The organism is Dyella marensis (assembly GCF_049532885.1).
Lineage (GTDB): Bacteria > Pseudomonadota > Gammaproteobacteria > Xanthomonadales > Rhodanobacteraceae > Dyella_D > Dyella_D marensis.
Genome location: NZ_CP064029.1, coordinates 4,100,829 through 4,126,500, shown reverse-complemented (window position 1 = coordinate 4,126,500; position 25,672 = coordinate 4,100,829). Strand labels below are relative to the sequence as shown.

Below are 25,672 nucleotides of genomic sequence, written 5' to 3'. Positions count from 1 at the left end.
GATCATGAATTCAGCCTTCGAAACCACACCCCTCGTCAGCGTGATCGTGGTTGCCGCCGATAGCGGCCCCACGCTGCGCGAATGTGTAGGACGCGTGATGGCATGCGAGGTGCCGCTGGAATTGATCCTGGTGGACAACGGGTCGTCCGATGGCATTCCGCAGGCGATCGAGCGCGCGATGCAGCACGAGTGGCGGCTGCGTCCGCTCTACAACCACGCCAATCTCGGTTTCGGTCCCGCGGTGAATCGCGGCGCCGCGCAGGCGCGGGCCAAGTTGCTGCTGATCCTCAACCCGGACTGCATGCTCGACGACGCCAGCCTGCGGCGCCTGCTGGAACTGCAGCAGGCGCATCCGAAGGCGGGCGTGATCGGCGCGGTGGTGTGCGACGAGCAAGGCCGGCCGGATCGCGCTTCGTATCGCCGCGATCCTTATCTCGGCCGCGCGCTGCGCACCTTCATGGGGCAGGGCGAGGGCGTGAACATCGGCGGCGAGATGCCCGCGGAACCTGTGCAGGTGGAAGCGGTGTCGGGTGCGCTGATGCTGATGCCGCGCGTGGCGTTCGAGAACCTCCGCGGTTTCGACGAGGAATACTTCCTGCACTGCGAAGACCTGGACCTGTGCCGCCGCGCGCGCGATGCCGGCTATCAGGTGTGGCTGGCCGGCGACGTGCGCGTGCTGCACGGCAAGGGCGGCTCCAGCCGGCACCGGCCGGTATTCGTCAGCTGGCACAAGCATCGCGGCATGTGGCGCTGGTTCCGCAAGTTCGATCCGGCGGCACGCAACCCGCTCGTGTCCGCCGTGGTGTGGCTGGGCCTGTGGGCGCATTTCCTGCTGAAGATCCCCGGCCAGTGGCTGCGCCTGCTGCGCCGCCGTCCGGCGCCCGCGGCGAGCGACGCATGAGCGCTGCGCAGGCGCGCGTCGCCACGCTGGCGACGCTGGGGCTGGTCGCGGTCACCACCATCTGGGGTTCCACGTTCTTCCTGATCAAGGATCTGGTCGGGCGCATGGCGCCGGCGGATTTCCTGGCGGTGCGTTTCCTGATCGCGGCGGCAGCGATGCTGCTGCTGTTCCATCGCTCGCTGCTGAGGCTGGGCCGGCGCGAATGGCTGCAAGGTGTGGCGCTCGGCTTGGTGTACGGCGTGGCGCAGCTGCTGCAGACGACCGGGCTGGAACACACCTCGGCCAGCATCAGCGGTTTCGCCACCGGCATGTATGTGGTGTTCACGCCGCTGCTCGGCACCGTGCTGCTGCGGCAGCGTCTGCCGTCCATCACTTGGATTGCCGTGCTGCTCGCCGTCGGCGGCCTGGCCTTGCTGGCGCTGCGCGGTTTCAGCCTTGGCTATGGCGTGTGGATCACGCTGGCGTCGGCTTTGCTGTACGGCCTGCATATCGTGGGGCTGGGCGTGTGGTCGCGGCCGGGGCATGCGTTCGCGCTGTCGACTTTGCAGATGCTGGTGATCGCCGCCGTGTGCCTGCTGGCTACGCTGCCGCATGGCCCTTCCTTGCCGCCGGATGCGAAGGCATGGGTGGCAGTGGTGTATATGGCCTTGGCCGCCGGTGCCGGCGCGATGCTGGTGCAGACCTGGGCGCAGGCGCATATCAGCGCGACGCGGGCGGCGATCGTGATGACGACGGAACCGGTATTTGCCGCCGGGTTTGCCGTGGCGTTCGGCGGGGAAGGGCTGACGTGGCGGATGCTGGCCGGCGGGGCCTTGATCCTCGGAGCGATGTATCTGGTGGAGCTGGCGCCGAGGCGCTCGAATGCTTTGCCTGCCGAGGCCGCGCACCACGAAGTGTAGGTTGGGGTGAGCCGCAGGCGAACCCCAGCGTCGCGGTGCACATGAGCGTGACGATGTTGGGGTTACTGGCTGCATCAGCAGCCAGCCCTTCGGGCCATCCGCTACGCGGATGTTCGCTACGGCATCCTGCCTTCGCAGTCGCCTACCGCTCACCCCAACCTACGGCGCTTTCTTCGGCCGCGGCTGCATCGCAATCCGCACCAGATAAACCACGATCGCGATATTCCCCAGCAGCACCACCAGCTTCAGCCAGCTGAAGTGCGCAATCGTCTCGTAGAACTCCACCGGCACCAGCGACCCGGTGGCGATCACCGTGAACCACTCCGCCCAGTGCTTGCGCAGCCACAGCCCCGTGCCCTCGGTGGCGAAGATCGCCGCATACGCCAGCGCCACGATCCCCACCGCCACGAACTTGCTCGGCCCCTGCTCCATCAGCAGATTCACCAGCTGCCAGCGCAGATGGTTGCTGTCCGTGAGCGACAGGTGCTCCAGCCAGTGCACCAGATGATCGAAGCTCTCCTGCCGGTTGAGCCTGAAGGCGGCGATCGCGACCAGGATCAAGCCGACGGTCTTGAATGCCTTGTAGATGGCGATGATGCGCAGGCCGAGACTGTGCTGCGCCTCGATTTCCGAGCTGGGCCGGGTGAGATGGCGGTCTGAGTGGGTCATGGTGGCCGGGGACTTGGCGATGTCCCATTGTCGCCGGAGCCGCCCTGGGGCGGGAATAGCCCAGGAGATTATGGGGCGGCTTGGTGATCCGACCCGGCAATGTGCAAATTTTGCACGTTAGTCCACTCGCTGAATGCATGGCCCTGCCGATGGGTGATACGAGCCAGGAAGGTCTTCAGAACCGGCACTGGGCTATTGGAAAAATCCAGGCGCTCATTGGACCGCACGCCAGCAATATCCCGTGCTTCCCCAAAAGCGCTTCAGGGATCGCACAACGTGGCTACGCCCAGCAGTCATAGCATTGCGTCCATGCAGATGGATGCTGCTCGCCATTGCGTTCCTTTTTCGCCTCTGTCCCAAGCAGGCAACACCCCCGCGCAGCCTGCGCGGTCCGGGTAATTCCGCGCTCCATATGTCCTTGCTATGGCTGCCTTCAAGGCGGCCGCCAGGTTTCCGCGGTCCATGGATAGCTCGCGGCCCCAGGGGGTATTCAAAATGAGGCAATTCGCATGTCGAAATCCAATAACCATGTCCTGCGCCGCCGCGAGCTGTATGTGGCGGCCGCGCTGATCCTTCCGGCCAGCGCGTTTGCGGCGATCACGCCGGTGGCGGGCGGGGCGAGCGTGCTGCCGGGCAATACGCCGGTGGTGAATATCGTTGCGCCCAACGCGGCGGGTGTATCGCACAACCGCTTCGAAGCGTTCGGTGTCGATGCGTCGGGCGTGGTGCTCAATAACAGCGTCAAGGCGGTGAAGTCGCAGCTCGCCGGCCAGATCGACGGCAATGCGAACTTCACCGGCCGCGCGGCCCAGGTGATCATCACCGAGGTTACCGGGAAGACCGCCACCGCGCTGAACGGCGCCATGGAAATCGCCGGGCAGCGCGCCACCCTGGTGGTGGCCAATCCGAACGGCATCAGCGCCGACGGCGCCAGCTTCATCAACGCCTCGCGCGTCACGCTGACCACCGGCACGCCGCAGCTGGATCGCTATGGCCGGCTGAATGCGCTGGAGGTGAATCAGGGCGTGATCAGCGTGACGGGCAAGGGGGTCGATGCGACCGGCGCCCAGCGCGCCGACTTGCTTGCACGCAGCGTGGAACTCAATGCCAAGCTGCAGGCCAGGCAGCTGAGCGTGGTCACCGGCGCGAACAAGATCGGCTATGCCAGCGGGCGCATTTCCGCGGCTGACGCCGCCGGTACGGCGCCGACGGTGGCGCTGGACGTGGCCGAGCTGGGCAGCATGTATGCCGATGCGATCCAGATGGTCGGCACCGAGCAGGGCGTGGGCGTGAACATCGCCGGCAAGATCGAAGCGGCGACTGGTTCGCTGAGCCTGGCCAATGCCGGTTCGGTGGATATTGCCGAATCGGCGACGCTGAAGACGCAGCGCTATGCGGACCTCAGCGCCGGTTTGAACGGCTGGGGTTATCCGATCGCCGACGATGCCGGCGTGAACGTGGCGGGCAAGGTCGACGCCGGTTCGCTCACGGTGAACAGCTCCGGCGCGCTGAAGGTGGCCAAGTCCGCCACGCTGACCGCGAAGAACGACGTCTATCTGCGTGCCGGCGATCGCTACGGCTATGCGGCCGACAGCGGCATCGACATGGCGGGCAAGGTGCAGGCCACCTCCGGCTCGGTGTCGGCCAGCGCGTCCGGTGCGATGAAGATCGCCGATGGCGGCAGCGTGCAGGCGCAGCGGGATCTGTATCTGTCGGCATCGAATATGGACAACGCCGGCGCGATGACCACGGTCAAGGGCAATATCTACGCGCGCGGCCCGGGCTTCTGGTCCAGCCAGTCGAGCAAGTTCGCCAACACCGGCTCGATCTCCGCCGGCGGCCGGGCCTACGTCACGGGCTTCGACGACAAAACAGTGAACGGAACCATCCATACCGCCAAGGGCGACTTCCTTCTGGACGAATACGGCCATCAGCTGAAGTCGGGCAGCGAGGATCACACGGGCTCGGACTTCAAGGCGAAGTGGGGCAGCTGGATGTGGTGAGCTGACATCCCGTCAGCGGTTTGAAAAAAAGACGGCCGGGGCGCAACCCCGGCCGTTCTGTTTTTCACGGAAGGCCATTCAGCAGCAGCGCCCGCCCGTTCCTTTGTATCGCGCGACTTGCCGCTCGCGGAAAAACTCCGCATACGTAGGCACCGCACGCTCGGGATGATGTTCGCGCAGATGCCGCACATACACGTCGTAATCCGGAACACCGCAGCACAGGCGGGCGGTCTGCACCGCCCATTTCCGGAATGCCTGGAAGCTGGCTTTCATGGCATGGCCCTCAGCGGGTGGGAACGCCGTCCAGCGCCACGTACGGTTCCTCGTGCGCGGTGGGATGGTTGATGCGCCAGGCTTTCATGATGGCGTTGATGGCGAAGCCGGCCATGCTTACCACCAGCAGCATGAAGATGCCGGTAAGCGCGGCGTCCACGTAGTTGTTGGTGACGATGCGCTGCATTTCTTCAGTGGTCTTGGCCGGTGCCAGAAGCTTGCCGTCGGCGGCGGCCTGGGCGTATTTCTGCGCGGCGGCGGTGAAGCTGATCGAGCCGGACAGCTTGTAGTAGCCGGCCGTCAGCGTGCACACCACCAGCCAGATCGCCGGAATGCCCGGCACCCACACATAGCGTTCGCGCTTGAGCTTCACCGTCACCACCGTGGCCAGCATCAGCGCCACCGCCGCGAGCATCTGGTTGGCGATGCCGAACAGCGGCCACAAGGTGTTGATGCCGCCCAGCGGATCGACCGCGCCCTGGTACAGGAAATAACCCCACAGGCCGACGCAGATCGCGGTGGCGATGAGGTTGCCCAGCCACGATTCGGTGTGCTTCAGCGGCTCGTGCACGAGGCCGGCGATCTCCTGGATCATGAAGCGGCCCACGCGCGTGCCGGCGTCCACCGTGGTGAGGATGAACAGCGCTTCGAACAGAATCGCGTAGTGGTACCAGAACGCCATCATGCCTTCGCCCGGGATGATCCCGTGCAGCAGCTGGGCCATGCCTACCGCCAGCGTCGGCGCACCGCCGGCGCGGCTGAGGATGCTGCTCTCGCCGATGTTCTTGGCCGTGTTCAAGAGTTCATCCGGCGAGACCACGAAGCCCCACTGGCTGATGGTGGTGGCGGCCTGCTGCGCGGTGGTGCCGATCAGCGCGCCGGGCGAGTTCATCGCGAAGTACACGCCCGGATGCAGCGAGGCGGCGGCGATCAAGGCCATGATGGCGACGAAGGCCTCCATCAGCATGCCGCCGTAGCCGACCATGCGCGCCTCGCCTTCATTGCTGAGCAGCTTGGGCGTAGTGCCGGAGGCAATGATCGAGTGCCAGCCCGAGACGGCGCCGCAGGCGATGGTGATGAACAGGAACGGGAACAGGTTGCCCTGGAACACCGGGCCGCTGCCGTCGACGAACTTGGTCAGCGCAGGCATCTGCAAGGTCGGCGCGGCCAGGAAGATCGCCAGCGCAAGCAGCGCGATGGTGCCGATCTTGAGGAAGGTGCTGAGGTAATCGCGCGGCGCCAGCAGCAGCCACACCGGCAGCACCGAGGCGCAGAAGCCGTAGGCAATCAGCAGCCAGGCCAGCGCCTTGGCGTCGAAGTCGAACGCGGCGGCCCAGGCCGGCGAAGCGGCGATGAAAGCGCCGGACCAGATCGCCAGCAACAGCAGGATCAGGCCGATGATCGACACTTCGAGAATCCGGCCCGGCCGGATATAGCGCAGATACACGCCCATCAGCAGCGCGATCGGAATGGTGCAGGCCACCGTCCAGGTGCCCCAGGGGCTGTGCGTCAGCGCCTTGACCACCACCAGCGCCAGCACCGCCAGCACGATCATCATCAGCACCAGCACGCCGAACATGGCGACGATGCCGGCCACCGGCCCCAGTTCGTCGCGCAGCATGTTGCCGAGCGAGCGGCCGTCGCGGCGTACCGATAAACCGAGAATCATGAAGTCCTGTACCGCGCCGGCGAACACCACGCCGAACAGGATCCACAAGGTGCCGGGCAGATAACCCATCTGCGCCGCCAGCACGGGGCCGACCAGCGGGCCGGCGCCGGCGATCGCGGCGAAATGGTGGCCGAACACCACCCACTTGTCGGTGGGCACGTAGTCGAGCCCGTCGTTGCGCAGCACGGCCGGGGTGGCGCGGCTGGGGTCCATGCGCAGCACGTAGGCGTTGATGAACTTGCTGTAGAAGCGGTAGCCGATCACGAACACGGCGATCGACGCGGCGACCAGCCAGATCGCATTGATCGGTTCGCCGCGGCGCAGGGCCACGACGCCTAGACACCACGCGCCGACGATGGCGATGGCGGCCCAGAGGATCTTGCCCGCTGGGCTGGGTTTGCTGACGGCGGTATGCATGAACGGACTCCCACGGATGCTCATCCGCAAGGGTCCGCTCCGCGCCGACAGGGGTCAATGCCGGCGCGCGGCCGCCGGCATTAGCCATTGGTCGAATGGTTGCGCGCGCCGCTCCATGCGGCGCTGCCGCAAAGTTCAGCCTGCCGATTCGGCCGGCGTCCCGGCCAGCACCGCCGCCAGTGCCTGGGCCAGCTGCTCGCCGTGCAGCGGCTTGCGCAGGAAACCGTCCATGCCGGCGGCATAGGCGCGGCTTTCCTCGTCGCCGCCGGAGCGCGCGGTGATGGCGATCATCGGCAGGCGGCCGTCCTGTTCGCGCGAGCGCACCAGGCCGGCCCACTGGAAGCCGTCGAGGCCGGGCAGGTCCAGGTCGACCAGGGCGGCGTCGAAGCGCTGGCGCTCCAGCGCTTCCATCGCGTGCAAGGCGTTTGGCACGTGTTCCACCGCGTGGCCCTGCGCTTCCAGCAGGCCGGCGATCACCGCGGCCACGGTCGGGTCGTCCTCCAGCAACAGCAGCTGCCAGCGCGGGCCTTCGCCGCCGCGTACCGCGCTTTCCACCGGCGAGGCCGCGGCCGGCAGCGGCAGGTGCACGCGGAAGCTGCTGCCCTTGCCGGGCGCGGAATCCAGTTCGATGCGCCCGCCCATCAGGCCGGCCAGCTCGCGGCAGATCGCCAGGCCCAGGCCGCTGCCGGAACCGCGCTGCGGGCTGTCCAGCTGCTGGTAGTGCTGGAACAGCTTGGCCTGGTCGGCGGCGGCGATGCCGGGGCCGGTGTCGCTGACCACGAAGACGAGGCCGTCGCCGTCGGTGTTCAAGCTCAGCCGCACTTCGCCGCGCTCGGTGAACTTCAAGGCATTGCCGCTGAGGTTGAGCAGGATCTGCCGCACGCGCACCGCATCGCCGGATACATGCGGCGGCACGTCCGCGCCCACGTGCACGCGCAAGGCGAGCCCCTTGCTCACTGCCTTGCCGCGCTGCAGGTCCGCCACGTCGAGCAGCAAGGCGTAGGGATCGAACGGTGCGGGATGGAGCTGCAGCCGCCCGGCTTCGATGCGCGCCAGATCCAGCGCGTCGTTGACCAGGGTGAGCAGCACCTCGCCGGAGTTGCGGATGGTCTGCGCATAGTGCCGCTCCGTCGTGCCGAGCGGGCGGCTCAGCAGCAGTTCCGCCATGCCCAGCACGCCGGTCATCGGCGTGCGGATCTCGTGGCCCAGCTCGGCCAGGAACTGCGTCTTGGCGCGGCTGGCGGCCTGGGCCAGCTGGTGTTCCTGGGTGATCAGCTCCAGCCGGTGGCGCTGCGCCTGGCGCCGGCGCATGGCGGCGAGCAGGGCGGCGAACAGCAGGGCCAGCAGCAGCGCATAGGCCAGCCAGGCCCACCAGCGCAACCACGGTGGACTGTCGGCATGGATCGCCAGCGCCGGCGTTTCGCCCCAGGCGCCGTCGGGGCCAGCCGCCTGCACGTGCAGCACGTAGTCGCCGCCGGGCAGCTGGGTGAAGCTGCGGTCGCCGCGCGCGCCGGTCTCCACCCAGTCGCTGTCCAGGCCGTCCAGGCGGAAGCGGTAGCGCGTGCGTTCCGGTGCAAGGTAGGTGAGCGCGCGCGCGTTGACGGTGAGATCGCGGTCGCTCCAGTCCAGCTGCCACGGCTGCGCATCCGCGGCCAGGCGCATCGTCTTGCCGCCGCGGCGCACGGTGCCGTCCTCCAGCCGCACGCGCGGTTCGCGCGAGTGCTCGCCGATGGACTCCGGCACGAAGATCGCGATGCCGTCGCTGGTCGCCGCGGCCACGCGTCCGTCGGCCAGCAGCACCTGGTTGACGTTGGTGAACTGGGCATCCGGCAGGCCTTGCTCCAACCCCGGCTCGCGCACGTTGCCGCTGGCGGGGTCGTAGCGCCACAGGCCGCTGCGCGAGAAGAACCACAGCCGGCCCAGGCCATCGGCGTGGATGCCGAGCAGGTCGTTGAGCGGATGCTGGCGATAGATCGGGTAACTGCCGGCCGGCGCGGCGCGCAGGCCATCCAGCCGGTAGGCGCTGAGGTTCTGCTCGTCCACCAGCCACAGCTTGCCGTCGCGCAGCGCGAGGAAATTGAACGGCGTCGCCGGCACGCCTTCGATCGCACTGGCCTGCGTATCGCCCGGCGCCCAGCGGAGCACGCCGGCGCTGGTGGCGAACCACAGCACGCCGTCGTACAGGCGCATGTCGCTGAGCGTGAGGTCCTTGGCGTGCTGGCCGAAGCTGAGCGGCCGCGCCTTGAACGTGTCCGGGTCGTAGGCCTGGACGCCGTCGTCCATCTGCAGATACGCCGTGCCGTCGGCGCCGAACACGATGCGCTCGGCCATCGGTGCGTCGAGTTCGGTGGCCTTGTCGCCGTCGACCACGAAGCTGCCGCTGGCCGAGGCGATCCACAGCCGGCCGCGCGCGTCTTCGGCGATGCAGTTGGCGCTGCGTCCCTGCGGGATATGGAAGGCCAGATGGCGCACCTTGCCGGTGGCCAGGTCCAGGCGGTCGATCGCGCCCTTGGCGCCGGCCAGCCACAGATGGTCGCCGCCGTTGCCGGCGATGGCGTAGTAGGCGCCGGGCACGATGCTGTCCGGGTTTTCCGGCACGTGCGTGACGTACTGGAAGTCGGCCCAGCGCGGCGACAGATAGGCCAGCCCGTCGTAGCTGCCGATCCACAGGCCGCCTTCGTGGTCGCGCAGCAGCTGGGTGATGAAGCCATTCGGCAGGCCGTGGCGCTGCAGCGGGCGCGGTTCGAGATGGCGGTAGCTGCCGTCGGCTTCGCGCAGGTAGATGCCGTCGTGGGTGCCGATCCACAGCCGGTGCTGCGCGTCGGCGGCCAGCGCGTAGACCAGCGTCTGCGGCAGCACGTCCGGCGCCACCGGCACCGCGCTGGACGCAGCCGGCGCCAGCGCGTACAGGCCGCGGTTGCCGGCGATGTACAGCGTGCCGTCGATGCGGGCGAGCTGGTAGATCTTCAGCGGCTTGTCGCGCGACGCATCGTCGGGGCGTTCGAACGCGACGTGGCTGAGGCGGCCGTCCGGCGCGCGCCGGTCCAGGCCCTTGCCAGTGCCGATCCACAAGGTGCCGTCTGCGTCGGCCAGCAGCGAGTACACGGTGTCCGAAGCAAGAGTGGCGGGATCGTCAGGGTCGTGGCGGAAATGATCGAAGCCGCGCCCGTCGGCGCGCATGCGGTCCAGGCCGACGTCGAAATGGCCGACCCACAGCGGCCCCTGCGGCGGCTGCGCCAGCGCGGTGACGTCGTCGCTGCCGGCCGAGGCGGGGTCGGCCGGATCGTGCCGCCAGTGCTCGAAGTTCTCGTGCGCCGCGTCGTAGCGCACCAGGCCATCGCGGCTGCCGCCCCACAGCTGTCCCTGCGTGTCCACCATCAAGGTGGCCAGCGGCGCGGCGGACAGCGAGCGCGGATCGCGCGGGTCGTGCCGCCAGACGCGGAAGCGGTTGCCGTCGTAGCGCGCCAGCCCCGATTCGGTGGCTACCCACACATAGCCGCGGCCGTCCTGGGCCAGCGCGTCGATATTGCTGCTGGGCAGGCCTTCGGCCATGCCGTAGTTGCGGAAGCTCGGTGCGACCCAGGCCGGTGGCGGTGCGCCGGTTGCGGCGGCGGCCAGCAGCGTCTGCAGGATCAAAGCGGAAAACAACGGTCGGTCTCCTCGCCGGCCTGGCGGCGCTGCGCCGGAGCGGGTGGTGAATGGGCATTCGATGGCATGGCCCCGGATGCGCCCCGGCGCGTCCTGCGCCAGCTTGCCCGGCCGATGATGCCGCATCGGCTGCGGGCGTGCCGTTTTCGCGTTCACACCGCTTGCACGCCGCACTAAGCTGGCGGCTCCGCCGCGCCTTGCAAAGCGAGCGCGCGGCCCTCAGTCAAAAAGCATCGTCGACGCATCGAGGCCAGCATGATCCGCGAGATTCTGAAGATGGGCGACCCGCGCCTGCTGCGCGTGGCGCCACCGGTGCCGGACGCGATGATCGGCAGCGCCGAGCTGGATGCACTCATCCAGGACATGTTCGACACCATGCACGATGCCGGCGGCGTCGGCCTGGCCGCGCCGCAGATCGGCGTGGACCTGCAGCTGGTGATCTTCGGCTTCGACCGTTCCGAGCGTTATCCGGACGCACCCGCGGTGCCGCGCACCATCCTGCTCAATCCGGTGATCCTGCCGCTGTCGCAGGACATGGAAGAAGGCTGGGAAGGCTGCCTGTCGGTGCCCGGCCTGCGCGGCGCGGTCAACCGCTACACCATGATCCGCTACCAGGGCATCGACCCGAAGGGCGAGAAGATCGACCGCGACGCGCAGGGCTTCCATGCGCGCGTGGTGCAGCACGAATGCGATCACCTGATCGGCCGGCTGTATCCCTCGCGCATCACCGATTTCGGCAAGTTCGGCTTTACCGAAGTGCTGTTCCCGGGCATGGACCCGGGCGCGGACGACTGAAGCGCGTTCAGCCCGCGCGCTGCCACGCGCTCCACGGCCGCCCGCGTGGGGCGCGCCGTTCCGCCAGCGGCGCTTCCGGCAAGTCGAACCAGAACGTGCTGCCGCGCCCCGGCGCGGAGCGCAGGCCGATATGCGTGCCGAGCAGGCGCGCCAGGCGGTCGCCGATGGTCAGGCCCAGCCCGTAGCCGTCGCGGCGCGGGTTCTCCGTATCGGGCAGCTGCACGAATTCCTCGAAGATCTGCTGCTGGTGGTTCTCGGCAATGCCGGGGCCGTTGTCGCGCACCTCGATGCGCACGGCGTGGTTGCGCCGGCGCGCGGCGATCAGTACGCGGCCCATCGGCGCATTGGCGATGGCGTTGCTGGCCAGCTGCAGCAGCAGGCCGGCGGCCAGTTCCGCGTCGCCGTGGAGACGGTGGTGGCTGCCGTGCCAGGTCAGGGTGACGCCGCGGCGGGCGGCTTCCTCGGCCAGCCAGGTGCGGTCGTGCAGGAACAGTTCCGCCGCGCTGAATTCGGCCGGGCGCACCACCACCACGCCGGCATCCAGGCGCGAGATTTCCAGCAGTCCTTCCAGCAGGCGCGTCATCGAGGCCACGCTGGTGCGCATGTGCGTGAGCAGGGCCTGCTGGTCCTGGTCGGGGCCGGGGTTGAAGTTGGCGGCGAACAGCTGCAGCGCCTGCAGCGGCTGGCGCAGGTGATGGTTGACCAAGGCAATGAAGCGCGACTTGCCGCGCGCGGCGGCATGGCGCTGGCGCATCACGTCCTGGCGCGCCGAGCGCCAGGCGCGCGGCCAGCCGTCCGCCAGGGACAGTTCCAGCGCGCGTTCCAGTTCGCCGAATTCGCGGGTGGAGGCCGTCACCGCCAGCGGCGGCAGGCGGTCTTCCTCCAGCGCGCGGCGCAGTTCGGCCAGCGGCCGCAGCACGTGGCGGCGCAGCGACCAGCGCGCCAGCCAGGCCAGCAGCAGGATGCCGCAGGCGCACAGCGCGCCGAGCAGCCAGGTGACGGCCTGCGCGCGGCGCACGGGGCCGAGCTCGGCCTGCGCGGTCAGCAAGGGGCGGTTGCCGGCGGTGCCGGCCAGCTCGCGGCGGTAGTTGCCGGCGTCCTGTTCGGGCAGGGCGCTGCCGCTGTTCCATACCGGGCCGTCCGGATAGCTCAGGGCCACCTGGCGCAGCAGGCCGTCGCGGCGGGCCTCGTCCAGGATGCCCTGCGGCGCGGCCAGCGCCTGATCCACCGCCAGCGCGCCGGCCAGCTGTTCCACGCGCAGGGCGGCGCGGGCATCCGCCCGTTCGCCTTGCATGCCGGCTACCTGCGAGGTGAGCACGGCGACCAGCACCAGGGAGGCGAGGGTGGCGGGCAGTACCGCATCCAGGAGCAGCCGGCGCAGAAGGGATTCGCTGGCCATCGGCTCAGCCTCCGCCGGCGGGGCGCCGGCCGGGCTGGCCGCCAAGCAGGGCTGGAGCAGGGCACTGCGGCAGGGGCACGGCTGGAGTCGTGGACATGAACGGTCGCGGCAGCGGTTGATGGCGGGGCGCGGCGGGCGCCTTGGTGCCGGTCCATGGCATGCGGCCACTCTAGGCGAGCCCGTACGGCCATTCGATACGCTGTTCGAACTAGCTTCTCGGCGTATGGACCGAAGATGTGACGAAGCCGTGCATGACGCGGCCATGTTTTGCGGCTACCGTGCCCGGCCAGGGGCCCGCCGGGCCCGTCCTCGAGGCTCTGGAGATCGCCATGTCGACCCGTTTCCGTCCGCTGTTCGCGCTGTCCCTGCTGTGTCTGGCCGCTTCCGCGGCCGCCATCGAACTCCCGGCCAACCTGCCCAAGCGCAAGGCCGGCCTGTGGGAGATGCAGATGGGCACGGCCGGCGGCCAGTCGCAGACCATGAAGGTGTGCCTGGACGAAGCCACCGACAAGGCGATGTACCAGATGGGCGCCCAGATGAGCGGCTCGATGTGCAGCAAGTTCTCGCTTGCCGTGAAGGACGGCGCCGTGGTCGCCGACGGCGTGTGCAGCCTGCCCGGCCCGCAGGGCAATGTCACCATGACCAGCCACAGCGAAACCCGCTTCCAGGGCGACAGCTCCTACAGCACCACCGGCCACGTGAAGTACGACCCGGCCGTGATGGGCCACAGCGAGGCCGACGTCAGCAGCAGCGGCAAGTGGGTCGGCGCCTGCGCCGCGGGCCAGAAGCCGGGCGACATGATTCTGCCGAACGGGCAGAAGGTGAATATCAACGACATGGCGGCGGCCAAGTAGGTTGGGGTGAGCCGCAGGCGAACCCCAACAGGAGCTTGGGGTTCGCCTCACCGGACATCATCGCCATCACCTGCGTAGGTTGGGGTTCGCCTGCGGCTCACCCCAACCTACGGCGACGAAATCGCCAATCGCTTCACCAGCGCCCGGTGGTCGTCATCCAGCTTCTTCAGCCGCGCATCCAGCGCCGCGCTGTTCACCCACTGCGCACCCAGCGCGCGCCGGCGCTCCAGCGTGTAGGCGATGTCCGCGAACGGCACCAGGGTGTCGTTGCCGGCGGGGGCGAAGCCGCTGATGTCGTGGATCAGCTTCAGCCTGGCCAGCTCCGCCGCGCCGTTCTTGCCCTTGGCATAGCCGGTGAAGAACGCGGCGATGCGCTGGCGCAGCTCCGGCGGCAGGTCGGTGCGCATGATCACCACCGCGTGCGGGATCAGGCTGGACTTCCACAGGATGCGCAGCCGCGCGTACTGCTCGGGGAAGCGCTGGGCGAAGCGCTCCAGGTCGGCGGTGTTGTTGGTGGCGAGGTCCGCCTCGCGGTTGGCCACGGCCAGCGCGTTGTTCTGGTGGTTGTCCACCGCGACGCTGGCGAAGAAGGTGTCCGAATCCAGCCCGCGGCCGGCGAACAGCTGGGTCTCCGGCACCACGTAGCCGGACACCGACAGCGCCTCGCCGCGCGCGTAACGCCAGTGCCCGGGCTGGCGGAAGATGTCGTCCACGCCGCGGATCGGCGAGTTCTTCTCCACCAGCAGCACCGAGTAATAGCCGCGCGAACCGTCGCCGCGGGTGAGCTGGGCGAACACGCGCATGCGGTCGCGCGCCACCGCGTCCAGGGCCAGCTTGCCGGAGACGAAGGCCAGGTCGATGCGGTCCTCGGCCAAGGCTTGCGCCAGGCCTTCGTAGGTGCTGACCGACAGCGGCCGCACGTGGCGGTGCAGGCTGCGCTCCATGTCGTCCAGCATCGGCCGCCAGGCTTCCAGCGACTCGGACGGCCCGCCGATGGGCAGGATGCCGAAGATGAGCGGGCGTTCCTCCGGCGCCGGCGCGGCGGCGGCGAAGCCGCTCAGCAGGCCGGCGAGCAGCGCCAGTGCGCGCGCAAAAAAGCGCACCTTGGCCGGTAGCGACCGGCCATGCCGTAAGCCTGCGGACCGTCCCTCGCGCAACGCTTTTCTCCCCCGGCGGTCGGCGAAACGGGTCGCCGTGTCGGGGCGGCTCCTCCACCCCGGATGGGGCCGAAGCATACGCCATGGGCGGCGCGCCGGAAGCGGAGCGCCGCACGCCGGCCGCACGGAAGATTCAAAGCCCGCTGATGCGCCGCGAGGCCACCACCGCCTCGACGCGGTTGCGCACGTTGAGCGCGCGGAAGATCGCCGCCAGGTGGATCTTCACCGTGCCCTCGCTGATGCCCAGGTCGCGCGCGATCAGCTTGTTCGGCTTGCCCTGCGAGAGCAGGCGCAGCACGTCGATCTGGCGCTCGGTGAGCAGCTTGCGCAGCCGCTCCTCCAGCGAGTCGATACCGTTGGACGCGCCGGGCGGCGGCGGTACGGCGACGTGCCGTTCGTCCAGCATCATCGGCGGCACGTAGGTGCCGCCGGACAGCACCAGGCGCACGGCCGACAGCATCACCTCGGGCGAATACGCCTTCGGGATGAAGCCGCGCGCGCCGGCGGAAAGCAGTTCCTTCATCAGCGCAGGGTCTTCCGAGCCGGACAGCACGATCACCGGCAGCCCCGGCAAGGCGCGAATGGTCTCCAGCAGATGCGCCGTGCCGTGCGCGCCGGGCATGGCCAGGTCGATCAGGGCCAGGCGCAAGGTACGCGCGTCTTCGCTGCGGATCAGGTCGCGCAATTCGTCCACATCCTGCGCTACCGCGAAATCCGTCTCCGGCCCTAGCTCGGCGAGCTTGAGCTTGACTCCTTCGACGATCAGCCGATGGTCGTCCGCGATCAATATCCGCATGTCGCTCCCCATGGCGCCGGCATCCTCCCGTCCCTCGCGGCGCGCGCCAGCAACATAGTGCCAGTGCTTACCCGTCGCAACCGCGTTCTGATTCGCCATATGGCCTAGACGCTAGGTGATAGGGGCGTGAACCCCCCGGTGGAGATCGGCATGCCCCGGCCGGTCACGCGCAAGGTCACCATCGCCTCGCGCAGCTGCTCCGGCGAGACCGGCTTGTACAGCACCGGAATCCGCGCGGCCATGATGGCGCGCAGGCGGTCGCTGCGCGTCTCGCCGGTGATCAGCAGGCGCGGGAACGGTTCGAAGCCCAGCTCGGCATAGCGGCGATCCAGTTCGGCCAGCACGTCCAGGCCGCTTTCGTTGTCGCGCAGGCGCAGGTCGGACATCACCAGGTCCGGCGGCGTCACCCAGGTTTCCATTGCCTCTAGCGCCTGCACGCGGTCCTCGGCCACCGCCACGTCGCAACCCCAGCTGCGCAGCAGATAGCGGATGCCGGAAAGGATCGCCGGCTCGTCGTCGATCACCAGCACGCGCATGCCGGAAACGTCCAGCGCCGCCTCGTCCACCTCCATGCGGGTGGGGTGCTGCGGCGGCACTTCCGGCAGGTGGAAGCTGAAGACGCTGCCGCGCGCCGGCGTGGATTTCAGCAGCACGCGCGTGTCGAGCAGTTCGGCCAGGCGCTGCACGGTGGCCAGGCCCAGCCCCAGCCCGCGGCGCGGGCCCGAATCGTGTTCGCCGCTGCCGTGGTGGTCGACGCGGTAGAACTCGTCGAACACGCGCGCCTGGTGTTCCGGCTCGATGCCGCTGCCGGTGTCCCACACGTCGACGCGCACGGTGCCGTCCTGGCGGCGGCGCGCCACCACCAGCACGCCGCCTTCGTGCGTATAGCGCAGCGCATTGCTCACCAGGTTGTTGAGGATGCGCGCCAGCATGGTGCGGTCGCTGCGCACCCACAGGTGCGTGGTGCGCATCACCAGGCGCAGGCCGTGCTGCTCGGCGATCATGCGGAAGTTGCGGCTGACTTCCTCGAACACGTGGTCGAGCGGGAACTCGCTGATCTCGATCTGCATCGCGCCGGTTTCCAGGCGCGACAGGTCCAGCAGCTCGCTGAAGAGATGGTCCAGCGCTTCCACGCATTCCTGGATGTGCGCGATGCGGTCCAGGCGCACCGGGTCGCGTTCGTCCACCGACAGCGAAGACGAGAACAAGGTCAGCGCGTACAGCGGCTGGCGCAGGTCGTGCGAGGCGGCGGCGAGGAAGCGCGCCTTGGCCACGCTGGCGGCTTCCAGCGCGGCGTTCTTGCGCGCCAGTTCCACCGTGGCGTGTTCGATTTCCTGCTCCATGCCGCGCTGCACGTCGAACAGCGCGGCGGCGGCGCTGTTGAAGCCGCGCTGCAGTTCGCCGATCTCGTTTTCGTCGGTGACTTCCACTTCCACGCGGCGGTCGCCGCGCCCCAGCTTGTGCACCGCGCCGGCCAGGCGGCGCAGCGGGGCGCTGATCCAGCGCGCGGCCTGCCAGCCGATCACGCCGGCGATGAACAGCGCCAGCGCCAGCGCGATCAGCGCATTGCGCAGGCTGGCGCGCTGCGCGGCGATCGCCTCGCCCAGGCTCAGGTCGATCAGCACCGAGCCGAGCGCGGGCTGCAGCGGCTGGTCGCCGTCCTTGACGTCGCGCACCACGGTCAGCACGTCGCGCGAGCGCGGCGCGGCGTCGCCATGGCTGTCGGCCAGGATCTCGCCGTCGGCGGCGCGGATCTGCACGTGCACCACGTGCGGCAGGTTGCCGACCGATTCGGCGATGCGCTTGAGATCGCGCCGCTGCATGTTGCGGATCGCATCGGCGGATACCGAGGCGGCCTGCGTGGCGATGGCGTCGGCGGTGCTCTGCGCCATGCCGCGCAGCGTGTTGAGCTGGTAGCGCGTGAGCATCACCACCAGCAAGGCGGCGGTGACCAGGGTGGGGACCAGGGCGATGAAGGCCAGGCGCTGCATCAGCGACGTGCGCCGCCACAAGCGTACCGTCCAGTTCGCCCCCGCGACGACCATTTGGCCATTCCCCATGCGGCGCGCGGCGCCGGCGCGCTGAGCCTAGCGCGAAACGGGGGTAAGGGAGCTAGTCGGCTTGAGGAGGTAGCCCGGATGCCTGTCGCGAAGCTGTGCCGCGGCGGTGCAGCCGCCCGCGGAGCATCCGTTCGAGCAGCAGCGGCAGCAGCGCGAGCAAGGCGATGCAGCCCAGCGAAAGCAGGATCTTCGGCTGCAGCAGCACCGAGGTATCGAAGCGGCCATGCGTGCGCGCAAGCGCTTCGCCCAGGCCCGCGCCGATGGAGGTTTCGAAGATCAGCGACACCGTGCCGCCCAGCCAGCTCGCGCCGAGGAACAGCCACAGCGGACAGCGCAGCCAGGCCAGGCACACGGTGATCAGCCCGAACGGCGCCACCGGCACGAAGCGCAAGAACATGGTGTAGGCCACCGGATGGCGCTCGAAGCCATGGTGGATGCGCTCGATCAGCGCCGGCGGATGGCGGCTGCCGTTGCCGAAGGCGTAGCGGCTGGCCAGGAACAGGATCAAGGTGCCCAGGGTGAGCCCGACCGACGCATACGCGGTGCCTTCCAGCGTGCCGAACACGAAGCCGCCGGCCATGATGATCAGCACCGTGCCGGGTACGCCGGTGGACATCGCCAGCGTCAGCACGCCGATGAAGACGATGCGGCTCAGCCAGGGGCTGTCGGCGACCTGGGCGCGCAGCTGCTCCTGGTGCGCCACCAGGCGTTCCGGATGCAGCTGGTCGAAGGCGCCTGAAAAGAACAGCACGACGCCGGCCAGCACCAGCAGGAGCAGCGGCAGCGCGGCGCGCAGGCGGCTCATCCGGTGGCTCAGTAGCTCTGGCCGCGCGCGCCGTAGGCGGCCAATACGGCGCGCGCCTCGTCGCGCAGGATGTCGCGGCGCACGGCGATGCCGCGGCGTTCCAGCTCGCCCACCCAGTCGGCCGGCAGCGGGCCTTCGTCGAACGCGGTCAGCTCCATGACGTCTTCGGCGCGCGCGCCGATCAGCAGCTCGTCCACGCCGGCCCACACGGTGGCGCCGTAGCACTGGCAGCACGGCTGCGCGCTGGTGGCCAGGATGTAGCGGCCGCCGTCGCCGTTGAGGCGGAAGCTGGCCATGCGCTGCTGCGCGGCCATGTAGGCCATCATCTCGGCGTGCGCCACCGAGCAGGACTGCGGCACCACGCGGTTGACGCCGACCGAGATGACGCGGCCCTGGCCGTCGAACACCGCGGCGCCGAACGGGCCGCCGAGGCCGTGCTCGATGTTGTGGCTGGACAGCTGGATGGCCAGGTCCACGCGTTCTTCGTCGGTGAGGTAGCGCTTGCCGGTGTCGACCAGGTCGCCCAGCCACGGCGGCAGGGTCAGGTGGATCTGCAGCGGCAGCATGCTCATGCCTGCTTGGCCCAGGTGTCGCGCAGGGTGACGGTGCGGTTGAACACCGGCTGCTGCGCGCGGTGGTCGACACGGTCGGCCACGAAGTAGCCCAGGCGCTCGAACTGGAAACGCTGTTCCGGCGCGGCGGCGGCGGCGGACGGTTCCAGCCAGGCCTGCACGATGCGCTTGGCTTCCGGATTGATGTGCTCGATCCAGCTCTTGCCGTCGCTGTCGTCGTCCGGCGCGGCCACGTTGAACAGGCGGTCGTACACGCGCACTTCGGCAGCCACGGCATGGCGCGCGCTCACCCAGTGGATGGTGCCCTTCACCTTGCGGTCCGCGCCGGGCATGCCCTGGCGCGACTCGAGGTCGAGCGTGCAGCGCAGTTCGATGACGTTGCCGGCGGCGTCCTTGAGCAGTTCCTCGCACTTGACGATGCCGACGCCGCGCAGGCGCACTTCGCCCTCGGGCTTGAGTCGGTGGAAGCCCTTCGGCGGCACTTCGGCGAAGTCCTCGCGCTCGATCCACAGCTCGCGCGCGAACGGCACTTCGCGCGTGCCGAAGCTCTCGTCCTTGGGGTGGTTGGAGAAGGAGAGTTTTTCCTCGTGGCCTTCCGGCAGGTTGGTGATGGTCAGCTTGAGCGGGTCGAGCACGGCCATGCGGCGCGGCGCGCTGCCGTCGAGGTCTTCGCGCACGCAGTTCTCGAAGATGGCGTAGTCGATCACGCTGTTCTGCTTGCTCACGCCCAGGCGCTCGATCAGCAGGCGGATGCCGCCCGGCGTGAAGCCGCGGCGGCGCAGGCCGCGCAAGGTGTTCATGCGCGGGTCGTCCCAGCCGTCGACCAGGCCTTCGTTCACCAGCTGGGCGAGCTTGCGCTTGCTGGTGATGCAGTAGCTGAGGTTGAGGCGCGAGAACTCGATCTGGCGCGGCTTGGCCGGCTCGGTCTGGAAGCCGCCTTCGCGCAGGCGGGTCCACAGCTCCGGATGGTTGACCAGGTCGACCTTGTCGACGAACCAGTCGTACAGCGGGCGGTGGTCTTCGAATTCCAGCGTGCACAGCGAGTGGGTGATGCCTTCCAGCGCATCGGAAAGGCAATGCGCGTAGTCGTACATCGGGTAGATCGGCCAGGCCTCGCCGGTGTTCTGGTGCGGGATGCGGCGGATGCGGTAGATCGCCGGGTCGCGCATGTTGATGTTGCCCGAGGCCATGTCGATCTTCGCGCGCAGCGTCTTGGCGCCGTCGGCGAACTCGCCCTCGCGCATGCGGCGGAACAGGTCGAGGTTCTCGGCCACGCTGCGCTCGCGGTGCGGCGAGTTGCGGCCCGGCGCGGTGAGCGTGCCGCGGTACTCGCGCATCTCCTCGGCGTTGAGGTCGTCGACGTAGGCGTGGCCGTCCTCGATCAGCTTGACCGCGGCGAGGTAGAACACCTCGAAGTAGTCGGAGGCGTGGCGCAGGTCGTGCCACTCGTAGCCGAGCCAGCGCACGTCGTCCTTGATGCCTTCGACGAACTCGGGGTCTTCCTTGCCGGGGTTGGTGTCGTCCAGGCGCAGGTTGCACCAGCCGGCGAATTCGCGGGCGATGCCGAAATTCAGGCAGATCGCCTTGGCGTGGCCGATGTGCAGGTAGCCGTTGGGCTCGGGCGGAAAGCGCGTGCGGATGGCGTGGTGCTTGCCCGTGGCCAGGTCGTCGCGAATGATCTGGCGCACGAAGTCACGCTGGCCCTCGGCCGGGGCGGCGCTGGCGGACGTGGTTTCGGCGGCGGCGGTTTCGGTCGACATCGGGCGGGACTCGCGGGTGATTGGCTGAAACGGCCAAGTTTACCCTGGAGGGAATGGGGAATGGAGAATAGGGAACAGGAAGAACAGGCCACGGCGAGGTGAAGCGCTGTGAGCGAAGCGCGAGGTTTGCATCCCCTCGCGCCCGATTTCCTATTCTCGATTCTCTATTTCCTATTCCCTCGCGCTGCCAGGCGCGAGCCCTCAGACCGTGGCGTGCGCCACGTGGCCGCCACTGCCGCGGGCCGGTGCCACGCAGACGCGGTTGCGGCCCTGGGCCTTGGCCCGGTACAGGGCCAGGTCGGCCTGGCGCATCCAGGCGCCGACGTCGCGGGCGTCCTCGCCCACCGAGGCCACGCCCAGGCTGATCGTCCACGGGATGTGCTGGTCGCCGCGCTCGGGGCGGCTGTTCTCGGCCAGCAGGCGGATCCGCTCGGCCACCGCGCTGGCGCGCTCCAGGTCGGTCTCCGGCAGCACGATGCCGAACTCGTCGCCGCCCAGGCGGCCGGGGGTGTCCACGTCGCGCAGGCCGCGCTGCAGCAGGCGGGCCAGGTCGCCCAGCAGCTGGTCGCCGGCGGCATGGCCGTAGCGGTCGTTGATCTGCTTGAAGCCGTCCACGTCCAGCAGGATCAGCGCGGCCGGCCGCTGGTTGCGCTGGTAGCGCAGCCACTCCACGCCGGCGGCCTCCAGCCAGTGATTGCGATTGTTGAGGCCGGTGAGGGCATCGGTGCGGCTGAGCTGGTCGAGCTGGCGGTTCTGCTGGCGCACTCTTTGCGCCAGGGTGAAATTCACCATGCTCATCCACACCGGGTAGATCATCAGCATGGGGATGCTGGCGGCGACATTGAGCATGGTCGACGCCGGCTGCAGGCGGAACCCGTTCAGCCACCACACCGCCAGGCACACCGCCGCCTGCAGGGCCAGCGACTTCAGCACCAGGCGCAAGCCGCCGGCGCTGATCCGGTCCATCGCCATCATCGCCACCAGCAGGGCGCTCGGCAGCAGGTTGAACTGCATCAGCGCGACCCAGGCGCCGCCCATCGCGGCATCGATCACCAGGTTGCCGTGCTCGGTCTCGATCGGCCGCGCCGAGCGCGAGGCGCGCAAATGCGCCAGATGCGGCCAGACCAGCGCGTTCACGCCGAGCAGGCCCCACAGCCACCACGCAGCGTGCAGCTGATACAGCACGCTGGCGACGGGCAGCGCGCCCAGGGCGAGCCCGAGCAGGCGGAGGCGGTAGACCCGCGTCACGAACCTGAGGTGTCCTTCCACTGCCGCCTTCGACATGCCGCCTCTTCCCCAAAAGAGTCGTGATACGAGGGCGACCTTAAAGCAGCGTCCGCGGGGTTGCCACTAGGCCGCACGGCCGGCCGGCAAGCTCTTGCGGCACCGGCGGGCGGGGGGTAGCTTGCCGGCCATGCGCATCGCCTACCGAGCCGAGACCCTGATCGACGCCCACCTGGTGAAGGACGCGCTGGAAAGCGCGGAGATTCCCGCCTTCGTCGCCGGCGAATACCTCACCGGCGCGGTCGGCAACCTGCCGGCGCTCGACTACGTGGCCGTGCTGGTGCCCGAAGCGAGCCTGCCCGCGGCGATGGCGGTGGTGCGCGAGGTGGAGCGCGAGCTGATCGATGCGCGCCTTGCGCTGGACGAGCAGTACGGCGAAGAGCAGGCCGGCGACGACGCGCCCTCGTTCATGCCGGCCTGAAGCACGCCACGCGCTATGCTTGCGCGCTCCCTTCGTACAGGCAGCGCGCGTTCCCATGGCATCGAACATCCGACAGATCGAGGCGCTGATCCGCGCCGTGCCCGATTTTCCGCAGGCTGGCGTGGTATTCCGCGACATCACGCCGCTGCTGGCCGATGCCGGCGGCTTCGCCCGCTGCATCGATGCGCTGGCCGAGCCGTGGCAGGGCAGCGGGGTGCAGGCGGTGTGCGGGATCGAATCGCGCGGCTTCATCTTCGGCGCCGCGCTGGCGCAGAAGCTGCACGCCGGCTTCGTGCCGCTGCGCAAGCCGAACAAGCTGCCGCCGCCGGTGGTGTCGGTGGACTACGCGCTGGAATACGGCAAGGACCGGCTAGAGGCACGTAACGATGCGCTGCGTCCGGGCGAAAGAGTGTTGATCGTCGACGACGTGCTCGCCACCGGCGGCACCCTGGACGCGGCCTGCCGGCTGGTGGAAACGCTGGGCGCGGTGCGCGTGGGGGCCAGCGTGGTGATCGAACTGGAGGCCCTGCAAGGCCGCCACCGCCTGCCCGCAGACACGCCCCTGCACGCGCTGCTGCGCTACTGAGCAGCGCGGCGCGGAGTGTTGAGAAGCACGCCGGCCGACGCCATTTTGTCCACTCTCGAACGCAGGAGTATCACGATGCTCGGTATCGGTGCCTGGAAACAACGCATGCCCCGCCGCGAGGACGCGCTGCCTGGACGCACGCAGCCGATCGCGCCCCCCTCCGCCCATCACGTACACGGCCGGCCCCTGACGCCGGAGGCGTTCCCCGGCAGCGAAGTACTGCAGGTCGGCATGGGCTGCTTCTGGGGCGCGGAACGCAAGTTCTGGCAACTGCCCGGCGTGCTGACCACGGCGGTCGGCTATGCCGGCGGCTATACCCCCAATGCCAGCTACCGCGAAGTGTGCTCGGGCGAAACCGGGCATACGGAAGTGGTGCAGGTGGTGTACGACCCGGCGCAGGTCAGCCTGGATACGCTGCTGCGCACGTTCTGGGAGAACCACGACCCCACCCAGGGCATGCAGCAGGGCAATGACGTGGGGACGCAGTACCGTTCGGCCATCTATACGTCCACGCCGGCACAGCGCGAAGCGGCGGAAGCGTCGTTGCAGCGTTATCAGGCGGAACTGGACCGCGCCGGGCATGGGCGGATCACTACCGAGATTGCCGACGCCGGCCCGTTCTATTACGCGGAGGCGGAGCATCAGCAGTATTTGTCGAAGAATCCGGCGGGGTATTGCGGGCTGGGTGGGACGGGCGTGAGTTGCCCGATCGGCCTCACCGGCGCCTGAATGATTGCCCCCTCTCCCCTCCGGGGAGAGGGTTGGGGTGAGGGGCCGGGCGGAGCGTGGCGTTGATGATCGCCGCAAGCTCAAGAGCTTTTTTGCTTCGTAGGTGCGTCTTGGCGAGCCCCGACCCCTCATCTGCCTGCCGGCATCTTCTCCCCGGCGGGGAGAAGAGTTCGCTTATTTGACGCCGCGCGAACGCCAAGTCTTCCAATACCCCCACAACGTGGGGTGATACCACTGCTTCGACACCCCTTCGCCCATACGCGGCGCCAGCTTCCCTTCCGCCGCATCGTTCAACGCCGCCTTCATCAGCGGCAAGGCCGCCGCCAACTGCAATACCGGATACGTAGCGAAGCTGTCCTCTTCCTCCGGCTCGATGCGTGCCTGGTAAAGCACGCCCCCCGTATCCACCCCTTCATCCACCAGATGCACGGTGACCCCGCAACGCTCGCGGTCATCGTTCGCCAGCGCCCAGTAACCGCCATGAACTCCGCGATACGCCGGCGTGATTCCCATATGCGTATTGATGAACGGCGCATCCACCGCGGCGAGCAGCTTCTTCGACAGGATGCGCGTGCCGCTCACCACCACCGCCTGCGGCTCCAGCTTTTTCAGCAGCGCAGCCACGCGCCTGTGGTTGGCGCTTTCGACTTGAGTGACGGCGATGCCGGGTATCGGCGTATCCGACAAGCCATGGCGGTGCATCAGCATGGCGATGCGCATGTCCGCGGCGCGCGCCAGCAGCCGGCTGTACAGGATGAAGCAGAACTGCCCGAAGGTTTCCGTCCAGCCCAGCGTGCGTGCGCGGTAGCGCAGCATCTTCAGCGCCGAGGGCTTGCGCTCGACGATCACCGCGACGATCTCGAACTCCTCGCGCAAGCCGTTGTAGATGGCGCTGGTCGACCAGCCTTCGCCCGCGAGCAGGGCGATCCTAGGCCTGGCCGGCATGCATGTCCTCCAGCAAGGTGGCTACTTCGCCCATGTTGAGCGACTGCATGCCGTAGCGTTCGCGCAGGTAACCGTAGTAGCCGAGCACCTCGGTGAGGCAGGCCAGGTTGTGCTGGATGTCCGCGCCGAAGTTGTGCGGATGCCACCACAGGTGGAACAGCCGCTCGCCGGTAGCCGCGTCGAGCATGGCCCGCTTGATGCGGCGCAGGCGCAGGCTTTCCAGCAGCGCCAGCGGGCGCGAATACGGGCGCAGGAAACGGCTGGACGGAATATTGAACGGACGGCTGCGCGCGCAATCCTGCAGCGCGTAGGTGTGGTAGCCGCTGAGATTGACGTAGGCATCGAGCAGGCGCGAGGCGCGCACGATCAGGTTCTGCTCGCGCTGGTTGCGCGGTGCGTAGAACGCCGCGTTCTCGTTGCCGCGATAGCAGGCGATGCCGAGTTCGTCGAGCACGGCCAGGTATTCCGGATTGCTCTGGTTGCGCGGGAACACCAGGCTGGCGATAGGAATGCCGTGCGCCTGCGCCGCGGCCAGCGCGGCTTTCAGGTCGGCGCGGAAGGCCTCCAGCGTCTGCCCGTCTTCCAGGCAGTAGTAGTGCGAAAACGTATGCGTGCCGATTTCCTGGCCGTCGTAATCGCGGATCAGCTGGACCATCTCTGGCGCGAAGTGGAAATGATCGTCGTCGCTGCCCCAGGCGTGTTCCTGCAGGTAGCGGTAGGAGGAAAGCTGTTGGCGGCGGTAATCGGGAAGCACGTCCGGCAGGTGGTGCCGCAGTTCCTCGGCGTCCTTGTAGAACAGGAAGCCCAGGGTGGCCCAGGTGGCATGGATGTCGTGTTCTTCGAACAGCTCCAGCATGCCGCGGATGGCTTCGCGCTCGCCGCGCAGGTTGGACTCGTAGCTCTCGATGCTGCGCGCGTCGCGCACGCCCCAGTAGAGCTCGAGATCCAGCGAGACGGTGAAGATGCCCGGCATTGTCTGCACTCAAACCTCGTGATCTGGTTCGCCGCCCAGTCCTGCCGCGCTATCGGC

The 25,672-nt window shown here is 68.6% G+C and carries 22 protein-coding genes; 8 read left to right on the top strand and 14 right to left on the bottom strand.

From position 1 onward, the window contains the following. The first annotated feature begins 4 nt into the window (after positions 1 to 4). Together ISN75_RS18015 and ISN75_RS18010 are read left to right on the top strand one after the other, a co-directional pair. Positions 5 to 901, top strand: a complete 897-nt coding sequence (locus ISN75_RS18015; RefSeq protein WP_168647828.1) for a glycosyltransferase family 2 protein — start codon at positions 5 to 7, stop codon at positions 899 to 901. After that, entirely contained in the window at positions 898 to 1,800 is a 903-nt protein-coding gene (locus tag ISN75_RS18010) for a DMT family transporter (RefSeq protein ID WP_168647829.1), read from the top strand. Before ISN75_RS18015 ends, ISN75_RS18010 begins: the two co-directional genes overlap by 4 nt. Before the next feature lie 159 nt (positions 1,801 to 1,959). On the opposite strand, the gene ISN75_RS18005 is transcribed toward ISN75_RS18010, so the two are convergent. Next, the gene (locus tag ISN75_RS18005) at positions 1,960 to 2,469 is read right to left on the bottom strand and encodes a DUF2127 domain-containing protein (protein WP_343820530.1); all 510 of its coding nucleotides are present in this window, start codon (positions 2,467 to 2,469) and stop codon (positions 1,960 to 1,962) included. 509 nt (positions 2,470 to 2,978) lie between these two features. Here ISN75_RS18005 and ISN75_RS18000 point away from each other — a divergent pair. Next, the gene (locus tag ISN75_RS18000) at positions 2,979 to 4,472 is read left to right on the top strand and encodes a filamentous hemagglutinin N-terminal domain-containing protein (protein WP_168647831.1); all 1,494 of its coding nucleotides are present in this window, start codon (positions 2,979 to 2,981) and stop codon (positions 4,470 to 4,472) included. Between the two features lie 78 nt (positions 4,473 to 4,550). Here the strand turns inward: ISN75_RS18000 and ISN75_RS17995 are convergent, their stop codons facing one another. The 3 genes from ISN75_RS17995 to ISN75_RS17985 form a co-directional block, all read right to left on the bottom strand. Further along, positions 4,551 to 4,745, bottom strand: a complete 195-nt coding sequence (locus ISN75_RS17995) for a YbdD/YjiX family protein (protein ID WP_167258330.1) — start codon at positions 4,743 to 4,745, stop codon at positions 4,551 to 4,553. A 10-nt stretch (positions 4,746 to 4,755) separates the two neighbouring features. Then, a complete protein-coding gene (locus tag ISN75_RS17990; RefSeq protein ID WP_168647832.1) occupies positions 4,756 to 6,831 on the bottom strand; it encodes a carbon starvation CstA family protein in 2,076 nt (691 codons plus the stop codon). A gap of 135 nt (positions 6,832 to 6,966) precedes the next feature. Then, positions 6,967 to 10,479, bottom strand: a complete 3,513-nt coding sequence (locus tag ISN75_RS17985) for a two-component regulator propeller domain-containing protein (protein ID WP_343820532.1) — start codon at positions 10,477 to 10,479, stop codon at positions 6,967 to 6,969. A gap of 255 nt (positions 10,480 to 10,734) precedes the next feature. On the opposite strand from ISN75_RS17985, the gene def reads away from it, so the two are divergent. Further along, positions 10,735 to 11,274, top strand: a complete 540-nt coding sequence (def, locus tag ISN75_RS17980) for a peptide deformylase (RefSeq protein WP_168647834.1) — start codon at positions 10,735 to 10,737, stop codon at positions 11,272 to 11,274. A 7-nt stretch (positions 11,275 to 11,281) separates the two neighbouring features. On the opposite strand, the gene ISN75_RS17975 is transcribed toward def, so the two are convergent. Next, the gene (locus ISN75_RS17975) at positions 11,282 to 12,673 is read right to left on the bottom strand and encodes a HAMP domain-containing sensor histidine kinase (RefSeq protein WP_343820534.1); all 1,392 of its coding nucleotides are present in this window, start codon (positions 12,671 to 12,673) and stop codon (positions 11,282 to 11,284) included. Between the two features lie 329 nt (positions 12,674 to 13,002). On the opposite strand from ISN75_RS17975, the gene ISN75_RS17970 reads away from it, so the two are divergent. Continuing rightward, positions 13,003 to 13,527: a DUF3617 domain-containing protein gene (locus tag ISN75_RS17970; protein ID WP_343820536.1), complete on the top strand. Its 525-nt coding sequence runs from the start codon at positions 13,003 to 13,005 to the stop codon at positions 13,525 to 13,527. Positions 13,528 to 13,634: 107 nt separating this feature from the next. On the opposite strand, the gene phnD is transcribed toward ISN75_RS17970, so the two are convergent. The 7 genes from phnD to ISN75_RS17935 all read right to left on the bottom strand — a co-directional run bounded on the left by phnD (position 13,635) and on the right by ISN75_RS17935 (position 21,925). Further along, positions 13,635 to 14,630, bottom strand: coding sequence for a phosphate/phosphite/phosphonate ABC transporter substrate-binding protein (gene phnD / locus ISN75_RS17965; RefSeq protein ID WP_343820537.1), 996 nt, complete (start codon positions 14,628 to 14,630; stop codon positions 13,635 to 13,637). A 187-nt stretch (positions 14,631 to 14,817) separates the two neighbouring features. Beyond that, positions 14,818 to 15,480: a LuxR C-terminal-related transcriptional regulator gene (locus ISN75_RS17960; RefSeq protein ID WP_167258344.1), complete on the bottom strand. Its 663-nt coding sequence runs from the start codon at positions 15,478 to 15,480 to the stop codon at positions 14,818 to 14,820. Between the two features lie 104 nt (positions 15,481 to 15,584). After that, positions 15,585 to 17,525, bottom strand: coding sequence for an ATP-binding protein (locus ISN75_RS17955; protein WP_167258346.1), 1,941 nt, complete (start codon positions 17,523 to 17,525; stop codon positions 15,585 to 15,587). A gap of 67 nt (positions 17,526 to 17,592) precedes the next feature. Next, a complete protein-coding gene (locus tag ISN75_RS17950; protein WP_343820540.1) occupies positions 17,593 to 18,345 on the bottom strand; it encodes a VTT domain-containing protein in 753 nt (250 codons plus the stop codon). Between the two features lie 8 nt (positions 18,346 to 18,353). Continuing rightward, on the bottom strand, positions 18,354 to 18,911 hold the full coding sequence (locus ISN75_RS17945) for a nucleoside deaminase (RefSeq protein WP_167258389.1): 558 nt from the start codon (positions 18,909 to 18,911) through the stop codon (positions 18,354 to 18,356). A 2-nt stretch (positions 18,912 to 18,913) separates the two neighbouring features. Continuing rightward, positions 18,914 to 20,677, bottom strand: coding sequence for a glutamine--tRNA ligase/YqeY domain fusion protein (locus ISN75_RS17940; protein WP_167258350.1), 1,764 nt, complete (start codon positions 20,675 to 20,677; stop codon positions 18,914 to 18,916). A gap of 201 nt (positions 20,678 to 20,878) precedes the next feature. Further along, positions 20,879 to 21,925: a diguanylate cyclase gene (locus ISN75_RS17935; protein WP_423385089.1), complete on the bottom strand. Its 1,047-nt coding sequence runs from the start codon at positions 21,923 to 21,925 to the stop codon at positions 20,879 to 20,881. A gap of 166 nt (positions 21,926 to 22,091) precedes the next feature. Between ISN75_RS17935 and ISN75_RS17930 the strand changes: the two genes are divergently transcribed. The 3 genes from ISN75_RS17930 (at position 22,092) to msrA (ending at position 23,697) form a co-directional block, all read left to right on the top strand. Beyond that, positions 22,092 to 22,382 carry a DUF2007 domain-containing protein gene (locus ISN75_RS17930; RefSeq protein WP_167258354.1) on the top strand — a complete coding sequence of 97 codons (291 nt, stop codon included), beginning with the start codon at positions 22,092 to 22,094 and terminating at the stop codon, positions 22,380 to 22,382. Positions 22,383 to 22,437: 55 nt separating this feature from the next. After that, a complete protein-coding gene (locus ISN75_RS17925) occupies positions 22,438 to 22,968 on the top strand; it encodes an adenine phosphoribosyltransferase (RefSeq protein WP_208399919.1) in 531 nt (176 codons plus the stop codon). 75 nt (positions 22,969 to 23,043) lie between these two features. Then, entirely contained in the window at positions 23,044 to 23,697 is a 654-nt protein-coding gene (msrA, locus tag ISN75_RS17920; RefSeq protein ID WP_167258356.1) for a peptide-methionine (S)-S-oxide reductase MsrA, read from the top strand. Positions 23,698 to 23,871: 174 nt separating this feature from the next. On the opposite strand, the gene ISN75_RS17915 is transcribed toward msrA, so the two are convergent. Further along, positions 23,872 to 24,642: a formyl transferase gene (locus tag ISN75_RS17915; RefSeq protein ID WP_343820545.1), complete on the bottom strand. Its 771-nt coding sequence runs from the start codon at positions 24,640 to 24,642 to the stop codon at positions 23,872 to 23,874. After that, positions 24,626 to 25,615, bottom strand: a complete 990-nt coding sequence (locus ISN75_RS17910) for a polysaccharide deacetylase family protein (RefSeq protein ID WP_343820596.1) — start codon at positions 25,613 to 25,615, stop codon at positions 24,626 to 24,628. Before ISN75_RS17910 ends, ISN75_RS17915 begins: the two co-directional genes overlap by 17 nt. Between the last annotated feature and the right edge of the window lie 57 nt (positions 25,616 to 25,672).